Source organism: Rivihabitans pingtungensis (assembly GCF_003201855.1).
GTDB classification, from domain to species: domain Bacteria; phylum Pseudomonadota; class Gammaproteobacteria; order Burkholderiales; family Aquaspirillaceae; genus Rivihabitans; species Rivihabitans pingtungensis.
Genome location: NZ_QJKI01000029.1, coordinates 1 through 16095 on the forward strand (window position 1 = coordinate 1; position 16095 = coordinate 16095).

Genomic DNA, 16095 nt, shown 5'->3' on the forward strand with positions numbered 1-16095 from the left:
GATGAAGAAACGTTGCGACGCGAGGTTGAGGCCAATGTGCGTGAACGCAACGCCAAAGCCATCCCCATCAAGTGGAAGTTCTCCACTCAGGATGCCCGACGTAAGCTTGCTCGTCTTTATCCTCGCGTTTCAACGTGACTGGCTACTAGATTTTTTCGGCCTGACGATCCAGACAGGCTGCACCAGTGTGTTTCCGCGCCGGCGCAATGCCGGAACGTGTCTTGTCCGCCCATGGCTCCCCGGCCTGGGCGGTTTTTTTATGCTTACACGCCCAGCGGCGGGAAGGCCGGCACGCCACCCAGCACATAGGCCGGCCGGGGTGTTCTGGCATCCGGGGCCGGGGCGGCCAGGGTCAGGCGGGCGTGTTCACCCTCGATATGCAGCTCGCGCACATGCCAGCCACTGTCGCCGCCGCCCAGATTGAACAAGCGCAACACCTGGGCACGGGCTGGCGCGCCTGTTGGCAACTCGGCGCGCAGGCGTGCGGTGTCCACCCGATCCAACGTCAGCGTCAGTGTGGGTTGCTGGCTGATCACCCAGTGATCCAGCCGGGAAAACGCCATGCCCTGGCCAAACAGGTAATTGAGGTCAAAATCCGGGTTGACCAGCTTCAGGCTGCTGACTGGCTGCCAGGTGAGGTCCAGCACTTCACGCAGAATTTCACGCGCATACCAGCCCTGACGCGCCTGGGCATCCAGCGCCAGCGGGCGCGGGCGCAGGGCGCATACGCCAGACCAGTCCAGTGTCAGGCTGACCCGGCTGTCGGCTCGCACATAGCGCGAGAGGTCCAGTTCGTGCTGTTCGCCCGCGTGCAGGGTGAGCACATCGGCCACACGCAGACAGAAAGGCATGCCGCTGCCCAGACCAACGGTGACCACCTCGCCAGTAAAATCACTCAGCCGCAGCGGCAGGCTGACTTGCTGGTGGGTGTCGCACAGCTGGGTCCACAGGGTGGCCGGTGGGGTATCCAGCTGATACGCCGGCTGGTGGCCGCCAGCCGCCAGGGCGGCGCCGCCGTTGTCGGCGTTGGCCTGCTGGGTGTGGCTCAGCGCCGCGTCCAGTCGCGCCTGCGCCAGACCACGCCAGCGGCGCAGCGCATAGCTTTCGCCCGCCCGGGCGCGATAGCCGGCCAGTGCGTCGATCAAGGCCGCGTGGCTGTCCGGCAGGGCTTCTGGCGCGCCAAACCGGCGGCAGAGCTGGTCGAACACGGCTTGCAAGGCATCGTCTGCTGGCCAGATGATGGCCGGGCGCAGGCTGGCGCTGGCGGCCAGCACGGCAGATAGCGTATCGCTGGCCTGGCTTTCTTCGCGACGCAGAATGGCGCGGTCTTGTTCGCTCCACACAAAGGCGATGCCGCGCAGAATATGCTGGTACAGCGCAGAAAACCGCTCGCTGGACAAGGTCAGCTGGCTATTGCCGGCCATCGTCAGCAGGCTGTCCAGCGTGCTGAGCCCGCCCTTGCGCCAGCCCCTCGCCTCGGTCAGCGGCATCGGCAGGCCGGCGGGCGCGCTGACCAGACGGAAAGTGCCATGCAGGGTGTCGTGCAGCAGATGGCTGACCCGGCGCTCCAGCTCATGAATGGCGGCTTGCTGGCCTGGGGACAGCGTGCTGGCTGCCAGCAGATGGCTGGTTTCGATCATGATGGCTTGTGTCTGGCAGTGCGGCAGCGCCGGCACGGCCACTTCCGGGCGACTGTGTGACCACTGGGCGTGGGCATGGGCAATGGCTTCGGCGGCACAGGCGGTGACCACGGTTTCGGCATAATCCCAGGCGGGGGCGGTGGTGGCTGGGTGGCGGAGGTAGACGCGAAAAATCGGCATGGGCCAGGTCCTTCAAACAGGCATCCGCGGCAAAACTCGGTGCAAAGTGGACGTTATCAGCCGGGCTTGGACGAAAACGCCCGGCTTTTACAGGGGGAATGGACGAAAACGTCCATTTTTTGCCAGTTTTGACGCCAGCGTCAGTGTATATTGCGCAAAGCATGCCAGCCTGATTCAGCTGGGCAATTTTACCTTGGTGTAAGTCAGCCGGCCGGGGCGCAGGCCCATGCGGGTCAGCGCCAGTAAAAAGCCAAAACCGGCCTGATTGGGGTCGATGACCGGCACATACACGCCCAGGATGTCTTCCAGCAGTTCGCTGACGCGCCGCGCTACCTGAATCAGCCCGGTGTGGCCCAGCACGATGGCTTCGGCGCCATCCTCTTTGACCGCGCGCAGAGCCTGTTCCAGCGCCTTGTTGACCACCAGTTCGGTGTGGTTCAGGTCGTCCGGGCTGCAATTGAGCTGGCGCACCGAGGCCAGCGCGCCATCCACGCCATAGGCGCGGGCATGGCTGCGCTGCATGGCCACTGTGCTTTGCGACAGGGTGAGGATGGAAAACCGCCCGCTCAGGCCCAAGGCGGTGAACACCGCCGGCACAAAACCGCCAGCTACGGGTATATCGACCACCTCGCGGGCGGCCTCGACGCCACACATGTCAAAGTCTGCCACCCACAGGCCATCGTAGCCTTCCTCGGCCAGCTCGCGCGCCAGCCGCACCACGGCCATGCCGTTTTCTTGCCAGTCGGTGCGGTTTTCCACGCACGGGCTGCCTTCGCGGATATGCCGGATATCGACCAGTACATCAGGCGGCGTCACGGGCCGCAGCGCCTCCAGCAGCGGAGGGGTATCGGTGCGTGAATGGGCGGGGGCGATGACGCAAATGCGGATCGGGGGCATGCTCATGAATCGGGGCTCCGGTAAAAAGGCAGCAAGAGTCCGGACGGGTGTTGTCCCGGGCGCAGACAAGGTACGCCGGGCCAGCTGGCCGGTAACGGTTTTGGCTATTGCAACTCGCGTGCCATTTGCATACAGGCTTGTTTTGCAACAGATTGGCCTGTCCGGCAAGTCATGCCTGTGGACGAAAGCGCCCATTTATCCGCCGGCATGCTGGACGATTTCGTCCGCCGCGATACCAGGATGGCCATGGCCGAGATATGGTTTCTGCCTTTGCTTGATCTGGGAATCAGTATTCGGCCAGCAAAGCCTGTTGCAGGGCCTGCACCCGCGCCAGCACGGGCGCTCCGCCGTCGGCCTCTACGCCGCGCAGCGCCCGCGCCAGGGCCTCTTGTGCCAGCGTGAACTGACCACGCTCACGCAGCAGCAGCGCCAGTTGGTGGGCGGCGGCCAGCCGCGCCGGGGTGGAGCCCAGCGCCATGGCGGTGGAAATCACCCCGCGCAGTTCTTGTTCGGCCACATCCGGCTCGCCCAGCGCCCACAGCGCACGGGCACGCACCACCAGAAGCTCGCCCAGATAGGCTCGCTCCTGGTGCTCCAGCGCCAGATCAATCGCCTGGCCAATCAGGTTCAGGCACTGGCGCGCCTGCCCGGCGCGCAGCAGGATATCGCCGCGTTGCCAGGCCTGGAACGAGTGGAACAGCACGCCACCGTCACGCTGGATATGCTGTTCATAGCCCAGACGGATGTCGGTCTCGCCGCCTTCGCTGTCGCCTTGGGCGGCGCGGGCACAGCCGGCCAGGATGCGGCCGATGCCCTGATAAAAATCCAGTTCCTGGCTATGTGCCAGCGTGTGTAGCGCCTCGCCCAGTTCGGCCAACTGGTTTGTGGCTTCAAACAGGGCGGCCAGCCAGCCCGCACCCTGCAAGGCCATCACCCGGTTGAACGCGGTGTGATGCTGGGCGCTGGCGCGCTGGTGCAAAATATCCATGGCGGTGCGCGCCTGGGCAAAGCGTCCGCATTGAAACGCGGCCAATCCTTCCAGAGTCAGCGCCAGGGTGCTGAGGTCAAAGCCCTGCATATCGGCGCCGCCGGGGCGTGCCCCGCCCAGGAGATCTCCGCGGGCGAGGCACGCCAAGGTTTCTTCGCCGTCTCCCAGCCAGAACAGGGTGTTGGCCATGGCGACATGGGCTTCCATGCGTGCCATCGGCAGGTGCTGGGCGCGTTGCAGCATGTCCTGGGCGGTGGCGCGCGCCTGGCCCAGGCTCAGCGTCATCAGTTGGCTGGCCCACAGGCCAAATTGCAAAGTGGACAGGGCTTGCGGGTCAGCATGATCGCGTCCGGCCTCAAACGCGGCCTGATAGCAGGCTTGTGCTTGCGGACACAGCCAGCCATTGACGCTGCGCAGGCTGATGCCCAGCAGACGCAGTGCTTCAAAGCGGTTAAGAGGATCTTGTGCCAGCTCGCTGGCACGGCGCAGCAGCGGAATGGCGCTGCGAAATTCGCCGGTTTCCACGGCCTGACGGCCACGTGCCAGTTGGGCGTCCAGCTCCAGCGCCTGTGCTTCGCGTGCCTTCAGCCGGCGTTCCACCGTCTTGCGGCTGACGCCTAGCAGCTGGGCTGCGGCGGATTTGTTGCCATTACAGCGCGCCAGGGCGCGGTCGGTCAGCCAGTCCTGCACCAGCTCCAGTTTGTCGCCGCCTGGCAATTTCAGCACGGCGTCAGCCAGCTCGTCGCCCAGGTCGGTGTGTTCGGGTTGGCCGGGCAGAAAATGCGCCAGCGTGGCCAGGTCGATGCGGCTGTCTTCGGCCAGCACGCTGAGCTGGTCGATCAGATTGCGCAGCTGGCGCACATTGCCTGGCCAGTCCTGGCGATACAGCCGTTGCATGGCTTCGGGGGTAAAACTCAGCGCCCGGCTTTGCTGGCCGGCAAAGTGACGCACCAGCGCGGGGATGTCTTCCTTGCGCTGGTCCAGGCCAGGCAGCTCCACCACAAACACCGCCAGCCGGTAATACAGATCTTCACGAAACTGGCCGTCGCGCACCATCTGTGCCAAGTCCCGGTGGGTGGCGGCCACGATGCGACCATGAAACGGCAGCGCATCCGTGCTGCCTACCGGGCGGAACTCACGGGTTTCCAGCACGCGCAGCAGCTTGGGTTGCAGCGCCAGCGGCAGTTCGCCGATTTCATCCAGAAACAGCGTGCCCGGCCCCACCTGCTGGAAAAAACCGGCGCGATAATTGGACGCACCAGTAAATGCCCCACGGGCATGGCCAAACAGCTCGGATTCCACCAGGTTTTCCGGAATCGCCGCGCAGTTGACGTCCACAAACGGAGCTTCTGGCTGGATGCCCAGCCGGTGTACTCGGCGCGCCACCACCTCTTTGCCGGCGCCGGTTGGGCCACGAATCAGCAAGGGGCGGTCAGTCGGGGCCATGCGCTCGATCAGCTGACGCACACGCTGGCAGGCCAGTGATTCACCAATCAGGTCCGCCCCTGCGCCCAGGCGGGCGCTGCCGGATGGGCGGCTCATGCGGGCAGACATGGCAACAACACGGAAAAGGCAAGGGGGCGCATCGACAACAGCATGGCCAGGGTCTCCTGAAGCAAGCACATCGCCACCGCCAGGTGGGCGACAGCAGGCCGGGGCGCGGCGCGCCCCGGCGGCCGAGAATCATACGTCAGCCGTGCCTGATCTGGAATGACAGGTGATAACAGCCCGGCACTGCCGGGCGGCAGCCGGTTTTGGACTTGGCTGGCGTGGTCTGGCGGCGCAGGCCGGGCAAGCGCAACTCACAGATACGCCCGCCAGAAGAAATACCCGCTCATCACCAGGCCAAAACCCACCACGCCGGCGCGCAGCCAGTGTTGCGGCAGGTGGTTCATCACCCGCCCGCCGGCGTAGCCGCCCAGTACATAACCCAGCGCCAGCGGCGGGATGTGTTCCCACACCGCCAGGCCAGCGGCCAGCAGCACGATCACCGAGGCGGTGTTGAGCACCAGCGACAGAAAGATTTTCAGGGCGTTCTGGGTGAATAGTGAGGGAATCCCACACAGGCTGAACAGCGTCATCATCATCACGCCCATGCCGCCGCCAAAAAAACCGCCATACACGCTGACCAGCCAGCTGCCCACCGCCAGCCAGCGGCGGTTGACGGCGTGGTGGTCGCGGCCCAGCCAGGCCAGCAGCGCGCGGCCCTGCCAGAACAACAGCGTGGCCAGCAACAACAGCCAGGGCACCAGATAACTGAACACTTGCGCCGACATCACCTTGAGCAGCGCCGCGCCAGTGACGCCGCCGGCCACGCCAGTGATCAGCAGCAGGCGCAGCCCGCCGGCGTGGGCCAGCTCGCGGCGCATGGCGAATGCCGCCGAGGCGTAGCCCGGCCAGGAGGCGATATTGGCGGTGGCGTTGGCCGCCACTGGCGGCACGCCCAGCGCCACCAGCGCCGGAAAGGTAAACAACAGGCCGCCGCCGGCTAAGGCGTTGACCACGCCGGCCAGCAGGGCGGCGGCAAACAGGGCCAGGGCAAGCAGCATGGCGGGCTCCGCAGTCAGGCCGGGCGGACCGATTCCGCCGTGGCTGGCGCAGAATTATACCGTGTAGTGGCCCAGGGTATCGCGTTGCTGGCTGGTCAGTTTTTCCAGCGAGTCGGCGGCTTGCGCGGCGTTGCCGGCGGCGCCGCTGGCGGTTTGCGCCATGCGGGCGATGCGCTCGACCTGTTCGGCGATGCTGGAGCTGGCCTGGCTTTGTTCGCGGATGGCCGCCGAGATTTCGTTGACCATGGTCACCGTGTTGGCCGAAGCCTCGCCGATTTCGCGGATGGCGTGGTCGGCATGGTCGGCGCGGTCCACGCCGGTGGTGGCCAGTTGCTCGGCCGACTGGATAAATTCAGATGCCTGACGCGAGCATTGGCTCATGCTGTCGACAATCACGCTGATTTCCTGGGTGGAACTGGTGGTGCGCTCGGCCAGCTTGCGCACTTCGTCGGCCACCACAGCAAAGCCGCGGCCTTGTTCGCCAGCGCGGGCGGCTTCGATGGCGGCGTTCAGCGCCAGCAGATTGGTCTGGTCGGCCACGTCGCGGATCATCTGCACCACATCGCCCACCTTGGCGCTGTGAGTGGTCAGCTCGTGAATGCTGGTCGAGACGGTGTTGACCGCCTGCGAGATGTCGCGGATATCCTGAATGGTTTCGCCAATCACCCGCGAGCCGTCGCGCGCCAGCTGGCCGGAGCGGTTGGCCAGGCTCAGTGTTTCATTGGCGCGGTCGGCCACATGGTTGATGCTGACGGTGAGTTCTTCCACGGCAGCAGCCACTTGCGAGGAGGCGTCGCTTTGCATGCTGGCCGAGTCGGACAATTGCTCGGCGCTGTCGGCAATCTGGCTGGCAGCCTGCGAGACTTCGCTGGCGCCGTGCTTGAGCGTGCGCAGATTGGTTTGCAGGCGCTCCAGCAGGCTATTGAACGCCGTGCCGGTCTGGCCCATTTCGTCCATGCGCAAGATGGCGGCGCGGCGGGTGAAGTTGAGGCTCTCGGCCACTTCGCTGGAGGTGTCGCGGATGCCGCGCACGCCTTGGCCGACGGCGCGTTGCAGCGAAACGGCGAGCCATAGGTTGAGCGCCAGCGCCGCCGCCATCACCCCGGCCGCCAGCCATTGCGCACGCGCGGTGGCGGCATCGCCTTGTTGGCCCAGCTGCTGGGCCAGTTGCTGGTTGTATTTCATCAATTTATCCAGCGCCGCGTCGGCCAAGGCGCCATGTCCGCCGTGCAGCACTTGTTCGGCGGCGGCGTCGCGCTGGCCGCTTTTGAGCTGGGCCAGCGCCTGATTGGCCATGTCCAGATAGGCATTGGCGGTGCGTCGGGCTTCGCCGTGCAACTGACGATCGGTGTCGTCAGAAATCATGCTTTTTTCGTATTCATCCAGCGCGGCTTTCATTTCCGCGGCGGCTTTGTGCTCTTCAGCTTCCAGCGTCGTCAACTTGGCTGTGTGGGTTTCCAGCATGGCCTTGTGCAGCACGATGCGCTGTTCGTCCAGTGCGCGCTGGCTGCGATTGATCACGCTCAGGCTGGGCATGGTGTTGTCCAGCAAGTAGTTGAAACGGTCGTGTGAACTGTTGAGTTGCAGCAAGCCGCCGCCGCCAATCACCAACAGCGAGATCAGCACCACAATTTGAGAAAACACCAAACGTTGCATGATGGACATGCGCCACACTCCTTAAAAGAGGTTATTGGCGCGTGGGGGGCGCCGTTGCAGAGTTGTCAGATCTCAGGATGGCAAACATTCAGAACGTGTCAGCGGCATGGGTGGCGATGAGGTCCGGGGGGCTCTCGGGATGGGCTGACGACGCCCGAAAATGGCTGCATCCGGGTAGAATATCGGATTGTGCCCGACTTTGATTTGACATAATCCATGGCTGACGAAAAAAAACCCGAAGACAAGAAAGATCCCTGGCTGAATTATCTGGCGCTGACCACGGTAATCTTTGCCGTATGCGCCACGCTGTCCACCTTCAAGGGCGGCGGTTATTCCACCCGCAGCGTGATCAGTCAGGCGCAGGCCTCGGATCAGTGGGCCTACTATCAGGCCAAGAGCATCAAGGCCAATCTGTACCAAATCCAGCGCGAACGCCTGCAACTCGAGTTCGACACCCTGCCGGCCGACGCCCCAGCAAGTAAACGCGCCGCCTATCAGGCCAAGCTGGACGACTACAGCGCCAAGATCAAGAAATACGACGCCGAAAAAGAAGACATCCAGCGCACCGCCCACGAGCTGGAAGCCAAGCGTGACGACGCCCAGCGTCATGGTCAGCCAATGGGGCTGGCGGTGATTTTTTTGCAAATCGCCATCTTGCTGTCGTCGGTGGCCGGCCTGTTCAAGCGCCGTGAGCTGTGGCTGTGCGCGCTGCCGCTGGGGCTGCTTGGCCTGGTGTTGTTCGCCAACGGCTTTTTGCTGTTCCTGCCGCCCTTGCTGTAGCCGCAGCGGCGGTTTACAGTGTTCGTTTGCCTGCTGGCGGCGTCAGTGCACGCCCCATAGCCAGTAGGCGGCCACAAACAGCGCCGAGCTGATGAGCAGCGCCTGCGCCAGCGTGGTGATCCACTCGCGCAGGCCGTGGCGCTGTTGGCGCGAAAACAGCAAGCGCACCAGCAACACCAAGACGGTGGCCAGCAAAAAGAATTTGAACAATCGTCCGAACATGATCCACCCAGTCAACACAGCGGTGTCGATTATGGGCATGCCGACTGCGCCGGGCAACTTGGTGCGGCGCGCACGCCACGCCATCGGCATGCCATGCTCAAAAATATTCCATTTGCTTGAGCCATCGCCCCGGACGTGCTATTTAACTGACTTGTCTCCCGTGAGCCTAACCAGACCTGATACGCCAGATGACCCCAGACCCGCATTCCGTCGGCCTTGTCACGCCGCAGACCGCCCTCTTCGACACGCCGCTGACCCTGGCCAGCGGCGCCACGCTTGAGCACTATCAACTGGTGTTTGAAACCTATGGCGAGCTGAACGCCGACGCCAGCAACGCCATCCTGATCTGCCACGCGTTGTCTGGCCACCATCATGTCGCCGGCCGCCATCACCCGGACGATAAAGCCGCCGGCTGGTGGGACAATATGATCGGCCCCGGCAAGCCCATCGACACCTCGCGCTTTTTTGTGGTGGGCCTGAACAATCTGGGCGGCTGCCACGGCAGCACCGGGCCATCCAGCATCAACCCGGCCACCGGCCAGCCCTGGGGGGCGAGTTTTCCGGTGGTCACCGTGCCGGACTGGGTGCACGCGCAGGCGCGGTTGGCCGACCGGCTGGGCATCGAGCGCTGGGCGGCGGTGATTGGCGGCAGCCTGGGCGGCATGCAGGCGCTGCAATGGACGCTCACCTACCCTGATCGGGTGGCGCACGCGCTGGTGATTGCCTCGGCGCCCAAGCTCACCGCGCAGAACATCGCCTTTAACGACGTCGCCCGCCAGGCCATCCTCACCGACCCGGATTTTCATGGCGGCGATTATTACGCGCATGGCACCGTGCCGCGCCGTGGCCTGCGCCTGGCGCGCATGCTGGGCCACATCACCTATCTGAGCGACGACGGCATGGGCGCCAAATTTGGCCGCATGCTGAAAAGCGGCGAATACCGCTATGGCTACGATGTGGAATTCGAAATCGAATCCTATCTGCGCTATCAGGGCGACAAGTTCTCTGATTATTTTGACGCCAACACCTATTTGCTGATGACCAAGGCGCTGGATTACTTCGACCCGGCTCAGGCGTTTGCCGGCAATCTGGCCGCGGCGCTGGGCCAGGCCAAGGCGCAGTTTCTGGTGGCCTCGTTCACCACCGACTGGCGCTTCTCGCCCGCGCGCTCGAAAGAAATCGTCAAGGCGCTGATCGACGCCAAGCGCCGGGTGTCTTACGCCGAAATCGAATCCACCCACGGCCACGACGCCTTTTTGATGACCGACGCCCCGTATGTGCGCCTGATGCGCGCCTACCTGAACAATGTAGCCAAGGAGGTGGGCGCATGAGCCTGCGCAGCGACCTGCAAAAAATCGCCAACGACATTCCCCCCGGCGCCCATGTGCTGGATCTGGGCTGCGGCGACGGCGAGCTTCTGGCCTATCTGGCCGCACGCGGCGTGTCGGGTTACGGCGTGGAAATCGACGTGGACAATGTGATTGCCTGCGTCGAGCGCGGCGTGGACGTGATCCAGGGCGACCTGGAAGCCGGCCTGGCCGGCTTTGCCGACCAGTCGTTTGACGTGGTGGTGTTGTCGCAGACCATTCAGGCGATGAAACAGACCGAGCAAATCCTGCTGGACATGCTGCGCGTCGGCCGCGAGGCGATTGTCACCTTCCCCAACTTCGGCTACTGGCAAAACCGCCTGCAAATCCTGCTGCACGGCCGCATGCCGGTGTCGGAAACCATCCCCTACGCCTGGTACGACACCCCCAACCTGCACCTGTGCATGCTGGGCGACTTTGAAGCACTGTGCGCCAAAAACGGCATCCGCGTGGTCGAGCGGGTGGTGATGGACGGCGAGCAGGAAATCACCTTCCTGCCCAATCTGCTGGGCAGCCTGGCGCTGTATCGGGTGAGTCGCTGAACACGAAGCGCCCTAGAGTGGTTGCACAACCTTGCTGTGCTTCTCGTAGGGTTTCTTGCGCGGCTGAGCTGCTTTAGGCTTGGCGCGGCGTCAAATGCTGCGCTGAGTCAGCCGCCCAGCCCCACGCCAAACACATGGCCTATGGCAAAGGTCACGCTTGCTGCCGCCAAACCAATCAACAATTGCCGGGCGCCTGATAGCAGTGGATGTTTGCCTGTAAAAATGGCAATGGCGGCGCCCAAAGCAAACAGCCCCAGCGCCGAACAGACGGCGCTGGCGGTCACGATTGCGGAAGACGGCGCCAAAAACATAGGTAACGCCGGAATCATCGCCCCCAGCAAAAACACCAGAAACGACGCAGTGGCCGCCCCCATGGCTGAGCCACCCAAATCATCCGGGTTGATGCCCAGCTCCTCCCGCGCCAGAGTGTCCAGCGCCGAGGCCGGATCGTGAATCACGCGCTGGGCAATCTGCTGGGCTTCATCTTGGGTAAAGCCTTTGGCTTGATAAATCAGGCTTAATTCTTCTTGTTCTTCTGCTGGTGAGGCGGCCAATTCTTCCGCCTCGCTGGCGATTTGCTTTTCTTGGAGTTCGCGCGCACTTTGCACCGAAATCCATTCCCCCATCGCCATTGAGCAGGCGCCCGCCAAAGAGCCGGCTACCGCCGTGGCCAGTAAAGTGTGTGGATTGACGGCGGCCCCGGCTACCCCCATCAGCAAACAAAATGTCGATACCAGTCCATCGTTGGCGCCCAGCACCATGGCGCGCAGATTATTCGCGGCGCCAGCGCCATGACGGCCCTCCAGCCGCGAGTACGCTGGGCCATCCCAACCACGGTGAGAGGGTGAAGCCAGCATGGACAATATGCGCGCATGGGAACGTTCTTGCCGCGCCATGTCAACGCCTGCCTCTTGTTGGTGGTCATATATCGTTCGGTTGCGCGCCTCATCGCTGGCCACCAACGGCAACACCGCCTGTGCGCCAAACCGGCGCGTGGCCCACAGCAAAATGCGCGTGCGCCACCCCAGCCGGATGGGGGGCTGGCCGCCGGCCGTCACAATGCGGCGACGCCAGAACTCGGCATGGGTTTCTTCTACGCGGGCCAGTCGCACATACAGCTCGGCCATCTCGGCATGGGGCTCATGCGCGGCCATTTCTCGATATAAGGCAGCGCCCTCGCGCTCGCTTTGATAATTGGCGATAAAGCGCGCTAGTGTGGTGTTGTCTGTGGTCATGAGGGGCTCTCGGCAGGTGGCTTTGCTATTACACCAAAAAAAACCCGACCGGGGGAACGGTCGGGTAAAACTCCGCTGGCGGAGAGAGAGTCGTTGACGGACGTCGATCAGTGATTGGAGGCCGCAGCGGCGCCGATGCCGGTTTGCGAGCGCACGTACTGGTCGTCGAAGGCGTCGATTTCGTTTTTGGCGCGGGCGCTCTTGTCGGTCACCGAGAACAGCCAGGTGAAGAAGAAGGCCAGCGGCATGGAGAACAGCGCCGGTTGTTCGTACGGGAAGATCGGCGCCGGGTTGTTCAGCACCACCACCCACACCGCCTTGGACAGCACCACGAAGGTCACTGCCGACACCAGGCCGACAATGCCGCCGATCAGCGCGCCGCGCGTGGTCAGGCCTTTCCAGTACATCGACAGGATCAGGATCGGGAAGTTGGTCGAGGCGGCGATGCCGAAGGTCAGGCCCACCAGGAAAGCCACGTTCTGCTTTTCGAAGGCGATGCCCAGCACCACGGCGACCACGCCCAGGCCCAGCGAGGCCCAGCGCGACACGCGCATTTCTTCGGCTTCGGTGGCTTTGCCGCCGCGCATCACCCGAGCGTAGATGTCGTGGGCGATGGCGGAGGCGCCAGCCAGCGCCAGGCCAGACACCACGGCCAGGATGGTGGCGAAGGCCACGGCCGACATAAAGCCCAGATACAGATTGCCGCCCACGGCGTTGGCCAGGTGCATCACCGGCATATTGCCGCCGCCGATCAGCTTGCCGCCCACCTTGCCGCCTTCAAAGAACTGCGGGTCGCCGCCGACGATGGAAATCGCCGCCAGGCCCAGAGTGCACACCACCAGGAAGAACAGGCCGATAAAGCCGCTGGCGACAAACACCGACTTACGCGCTTCCACGGCGTTGGGCACGGTAAAGAAGCGCATCAGGATGTGCGGCAGGCCAGCGGTGCCAAACACCAGGCCCAGCGACATCGACACGGCAGACACCGGATCAGCCAGCAGCGAGCCGGGGCCGACAATCTTCATGCCGTCCTTGTGGGTGGCCACGGCTTTGGCGGCCATGGTTTCCAGGCTGAAGCCAAATTGGCTCATGGTCATGATCAGCAGCACAATGCCGCCGGCCAGCAGCAGGCAGGCCTTGATGATCTGCACCCAGGTGGTGGCGATCATGCCGCCGAAGGTGACGTACACCACCATCAGCACGCCCACCACGATCACGGCGGTGGCATAGTCCAGGCCAAACAGCAGCTTGATCAGCTGGCCGGCGCCGACCATTTGCACGATCAGGTAGAAGCACACCACGGTGAGCGAACCCATGGCGGCAAAGGTGCGGATCTTGCCTTGGTCCAGACGGTAGCTGGCGATGTCGGCAAAGGTGAAGCGGCCCAGATTGCGCAGGCGCTCGGCCATCATGAACAAAATCACCGGCCAGCCGACAAAGAAGCCCACGGCAAAGATAAAGCCGTCCAGGCCTTTGGCGAACACCATGCTGGACAGGCCCAGCAGGGTGGCGGCGGACATGTAGTCACCGGCAATGGCCAGGCCATTCTGGAAACCGGAAATCCCGCCGCCGGCGGTGTAGAAGTCCGAGGTGGACTTGGTGCGGCGCGCCGCCCAGTAGGTAATGCCCAGGGTGCCCAGCACGAACACAAAGAACATGCCGATGGCGGTGAGGTTAAGCGGTTGCTTCTGCGCTTCTTCCACCGCGCCAGGACCGGCCCAGGCCAGGCTGGCGGCAGCGGCAAACAACAGGGGAGTCAGACGGGCGAACATCAGCTCACCTCCTTGACCAGCTCGTGGCTGATGCGGTCAAAATCCTTGTTGGCCTTGCTGACGTAATAGCCAGTCAGCAGCCACGAACCAATGATCAGCGCGGCGCCGATCGGCACGCCGATGGTCAGCATGCCGCCTTGGTGCAGCGGAATGCGCAAAACGTCGGGGGCGAAGGCCACCAGCATCACGAAGGCGTAGTAGCTGCCCAGCACGATGAACGACAGCAACGCGCCCAGGCGGCCGCGTCGGGTGACCAGTTCGGTGAATTTGGGGTTTTGGCGAACCCGTTGATAAATGTCGCTTTGGCGAGACATTGTTCCTCCTCTTTGTTTCCGGGGTTTTCTGGCTTTGTAGCGTGATCGGGCGGCTCTTTATGGTCGCCTCATGTATTGCCGGACGTGTGGCGGCGTCCGGCTCCGTGCCCCCTGGCCTCGTCACCGGCTGGCGATCGGGTTGGGGTGGGCACTGGGTTTCCCTGCGATAGCTCACGCCATTCGCATCCCCGCCGGCGTGGTGCGCCAGCGGGATTCACCGCTTGTGGCGGTAAATTCGTCCCCGCGCGCCAGGGTGAGTGGCGCGTGGGCAAGTGTTATGTTTTGGGGTAAATCACATATTCGGGTAGTTCGGCCCACCCCCACCTTCCGGCGTGGTCCAGACAATGTTTTGCGTCGGGTCCTTGATGTCGCAGGTTTTGCAGTGCAGGCAGTTCTGCGAGTTGATCTGCAAACGCGGCGCAGCCTCGCCCTCGCGCACAATCTCGTACACCCCGGCCGGGCAATAACGCTGCTCGGGCGCGTCGAACTGGGCCAGGTTCACCCGGATCGGCACCGATTCGTCTTTCAGCCGCAAATGACAGGGCTGGTCTTCGGCGTGGTTGGTGTTGGAGATGAACACGCTGGAGAGCTTGTCAAAGCTCACCTTGCCATCCGGCTTCGGATACTGGATCTTGGGCATCTCGGCCGCTGGCTTGAGGTAGGCGTGGTCCGGCTTGCCGTGCGAGAAGGTCCACGGCAGCTTGACGCCCAGGCAGTGCAGCCACATGTCCAGGCCGCCGTACAAGGTGCCGCCCACCATGCCAAAGCGGGTCAGCGCCGGCTTGACGTTGCGCACCTTGAACAAATCGTCGTACACCCAGGATTGCTCCAGCGCGCGCGGATAGTCGTCCAGCACATCGCTGTGGCGCTCGGCGCCCAGCGCGGCAAAGGCGGCGTCGGCGGCCAGCATGCCGGTTTTCATGGCGTTGTGGCTGCCCTTGATGCGCGGCACATTGACAAAACCCGCCGAGCAGCCAATCAGCGCGCCGCCGGGGAACACCAGCTTGGGGATGGACTGCAAGCCACCTTCGTTGATGGCGCGCGCGCCATAGGCAATGCGCTTGCCGCCTTCAAAGAAGGTGCGGATAGCCGGGTGGGTCTTGAAGCGCTGGAATTCGTCATACGGGCTCAGGTGCGGGTTGTCGTAATTCAGATGCACGACAAAACCGACCATCACCTGATTGTTTTCCAGGTGATACAAAAACGAACCGCCGCCAGTGTGGCTGCCCAGCGGCCAGCCCTGCGAGTGCATCACCAGGCCAGGCTGATGCTTGGCCGGGTCGATTTCCCACAGTTCTTTCATGCCGATGCCGTACTTTTGCGGGTCGATGCCCTCGCGCAGCTGGAAGCGTTCGTCCAGCTCGCGGCTCAGGCTGCCGCGCACGCCTTCGGCAATCAGCGTGTAGTGCGCGTGCAGCTCCATGCCCGGCGCGTAGTCGGCCTTGGGCTCGCCATCGCGGCCCACGCCCATATCGCCCGTGGCCACGCCCTTCACCGAACCGTCTTCGTGATACAGCACTTCGGCAGCGGCAAAGCCGGGGTAGATTTCCACACCCAGCGCCTCGGCCTGCGTCGCCAGCCAGCGGCACAGATTGCCCAGGCTGATGATGTAGTTGCCGTGGTTGTTGAGCAGCGGCGGCATCAGTTTTTCCGGAAACTGCGTCGCTTCGGTTTCGGTAAGGAACAAAAAGCGGTCTTCACTCACCGGGGTGTTGAGCGGCGCGCCTTGTTCTTTCCAGTCCGGGATCAGCTCATTGAGCGCAATCGGGTCGATCACCGCGCCAGACAGAATATGCGCGCCGACTTCCGAGCCTTTTTCCAGCAGGCAGACGCTGACTTCGCGCCCCTGCTGTTCGGCCAGTTGCTTGAGGCGAATCGCCGCCGACAGCCCGGCCGGGCCGCCGCCAACGATCACCACGTCGTATTGCATGGAATCGCGTTCGCTCATTGCGC

The 16095-nt window shown here is 63.6% G+C and carries 13 protein-coding genes; 3 read left to right on the plus strand and 10 right to left on the minus strand.

Features of this window, described 5'->3' with window-relative positions:
• Window positions 1–263 precede the first annotated feature (263 nt).
• The 5 genes from DFR34_RS14965 to DFR34_RS14985 form a co-directional block, all read right to left on the minus strand.
• A complete protein-coding gene (locus DFR34_RS14965; RefSeq protein WP_110391966.1) occupies window positions 264–1820 on the minus strand; it encodes a hypothetical protein in 1557 nt (518 codons plus the stop codon).
• 174 nt (window positions 1821–1994) lie between these two features.
• Window positions 1995–2723, minus strand: a complete 729-nt coding sequence (locus DFR34_RS14970; RefSeq protein ID WP_245906911.1) for an aspartate/glutamate racemase family protein — start codon at window positions 2721–2723, stop codon at window positions 1995–1997.
• 280 nt (window positions 2724–3003) lie between these two features.
• Window positions 3004–5247 carry a sigma-54-dependent transcriptional regulator gene (locus DFR34_RS14975; protein ID WP_211309444.1) on the minus strand — a complete coding sequence of 748 codons (2244 nt, stop codon included), beginning with the start codon at window positions 5245–5247 and terminating at the stop codon, window positions 3004–3006.
• A 260-nt stretch (window positions 5248–5507) separates the two neighbouring features.
• Window positions 5508–6254, minus strand: coding sequence for a sulfite exporter TauE/SafE family protein (locus tag DFR34_RS14980; RefSeq protein ID WP_110391968.1), 747 nt, complete (start codon window positions 6252–6254; stop codon window positions 5508–5510).
• A gap of 54 nt (window positions 6255–6308) precedes the next feature.
• Window positions 6309–7919, minus strand: a complete 1611-nt coding sequence (locus DFR34_RS14985; protein ID WP_110391969.1) for a methyl-accepting chemotaxis protein — start codon at window positions 7917–7919, stop codon at window positions 6309–6311.
• Between the two features lie 207 nt (window positions 7920–8126).
• Here DFR34_RS14985 and DFR34_RS14990 point away from each other — a divergent pair, with 207 nt between their 5' ends.
• Window positions 8127–8690 (plus strand): DUF4337 domain-containing protein, encoded by a 564-nt coding sequence (locus tag DFR34_RS14990; RefSeq protein WP_110391970.1) that lies wholly within the window; start codon window positions 8127–8129, stop codon window positions 8688–8690.
• 42 nt (window positions 8691–8732) lie between these two features.
• Here the strand turns inward: DFR34_RS14990 and DFR34_RS14995 are convergent, their stop codons facing one another.
• Window positions 8733–8912, minus strand: a complete 180-nt coding sequence (locus DFR34_RS14995) for a protein MIGRI (protein WP_110391994.1) — start codon at window positions 8910–8912, stop codon at window positions 8733–8735.
• A 188-nt stretch (window positions 8913–9100) separates the two neighbouring features.
• Here DFR34_RS14995 and metX point away from each other — a divergent pair, with 188 nt between their 5' ends.
• A complete protein-coding gene (metX, locus tag DFR34_RS15000; RefSeq protein WP_110391971.1) occupies window positions 9101–10243 on the plus strand; it encodes a homoserine O-succinyltransferase MetX in 1143 nt (380 codons plus the stop codon).
• Window positions 10240–10821, plus strand: coding sequence for a methionine biosynthesis protein MetW (gene metW, locus DFR34_RS15005; protein WP_110391972.1), 582 nt, complete (start codon window positions 10240–10242; stop codon window positions 10819–10821). The genes metX and metW overlap by 4 nt, the downstream gene beginning before the upstream one ends.
• 107 nt (window positions 10822–10928) lie before the next feature.
• Here the strand turns inward: metW and DFR34_RS15010 are convergent, their stop codons facing one another.
• The 4 genes from DFR34_RS15010 to DFR34_RS15025 form a co-directional block, all read right to left on the minus strand.
• Window positions 10929–12056, minus strand: a complete 1128-nt coding sequence (locus DFR34_RS15010) for a VIT1/CCC1 transporter family protein (RefSeq protein ID WP_110391973.1) — start codon at window positions 12054–12056, stop codon at window positions 10929–10931.
• 107 nt (window positions 12057–12163) lie between these two features.
• Window positions 12164–13828 (minus strand): cation acetate symporter, encoded by a 1665-nt coding sequence (locus tag DFR34_RS15015; protein ID WP_110391974.1) that lies wholly within the window; start codon window positions 13826–13828, stop codon window positions 12164–12166.
• Entirely contained in the window at window positions 13828–14142 is a 315-nt protein-coding gene (locus tag DFR34_RS15020; protein WP_110391975.1) for a DUF485 domain-containing protein, read from the minus strand. Before DFR34_RS15020 ends, DFR34_RS15015 begins: the two co-directional genes overlap by 1 nt.
• Window positions 14143–14434: 292 nt before the next feature.
• Window positions 14435–16090, minus strand: coding sequence for an electron transfer flavoprotein-ubiquinone oxidoreductase (locus DFR34_RS15025; protein WP_245906912.1), 1656 nt, complete (start codon window positions 16088–16090; stop codon window positions 14435–14437).
• Window positions 16091–16095: the final 5 nt, after the last annotated feature.

Excerpts from the sequence above, each read along its gene's own strand:
- DFR34_RS14965 (WP_110391966.1), bottom strand. The coding sequence starts at position 1,820 with ATGCCGATTTTTCGCGTCTACCTCCGCCACCCAGCCACCACCGCCCCC.
- DFR34_RS14970 (WP_245906911.1), bottom strand. The coding sequence starts at position 2,723 with ATGAGCATGCCCCCGATCCGCATTTGCGTCATCGCCCCCGCCCATTCA.
- DFR34_RS14975 (WP_211309444.1), bottom strand. The coding sequence starts at position 5,247 with ATGAGCCGCCCATCCGGCAGCGCCCGCCTGGGCGCAGGGGCGGACCTG.
- DFR34_RS14980 (WP_110391968.1), bottom strand. The coding sequence starts at position 6,254 with ATGCTGCTTGCCCTGGCCCTGTTTGCCGCCGCCCTGCTGGCCGGCGTG.
- DFR34_RS14985 (WP_110391969.1), bottom strand. The coding sequence starts at position 7,919 with ATGTCCATCATGCAACGTTTGGTGTTTTCTCAAATTGTGGTGCTGATC.
- DFR34_RS14990 (WP_110391970.1), top strand. The coding sequence starts at position 8,127 with ATGGCTGACGAAAAAAAACCCGAAGACAAGAAAGATCCCTGGCTGAAT.
- DFR34_RS14995 (WP_110391994.1), bottom strand. The coding sequence starts at position 8,912 with ATGTTCGGACGATTGTTCAAATTCTTTTTGCTGGCCACCGTCTTGGTG.
- metX (WP_110391971.1), top strand. The coding sequence starts at position 9,101 with ATGACCCCAGACCCGCATTCCGTCGGCCTTGTCACGCCGCAGACCGCC.
- metW (WP_110391972.1), top strand. The coding sequence starts at position 10,240 with ATGAGCCTGCGCAGCGACCTGCAAAAAATCGCCAACGACATTCCCCCC.
- DFR34_RS15010 (WP_110391973.1), bottom strand. The coding sequence starts at position 12,056 with ATGACCACAGACAACACCACACTAGCGCGCTTTATCGCCAATTATCAA.
- DFR34_RS15015 (WP_110391974.1), bottom strand. The coding sequence starts at position 13,828 with ATGTTCGCCCGTCTGACTCCCCTGTTGTTTGCCGCTGCCGCCAGCCTG.
- DFR34_RS15020 (WP_110391975.1), bottom strand. The coding sequence starts at position 14,142 with ATGTCTCGCCAAAGCGACATTTATCAACGGGTTCGCCAAAACCCCAAA.
- DFR34_RS15025 (WP_245906912.1), bottom strand. The coding sequence starts at position 16,090 with ATGAGCGAACGCGATTCCATGCAATACGACGTGGTGATCGTTGGCGGC.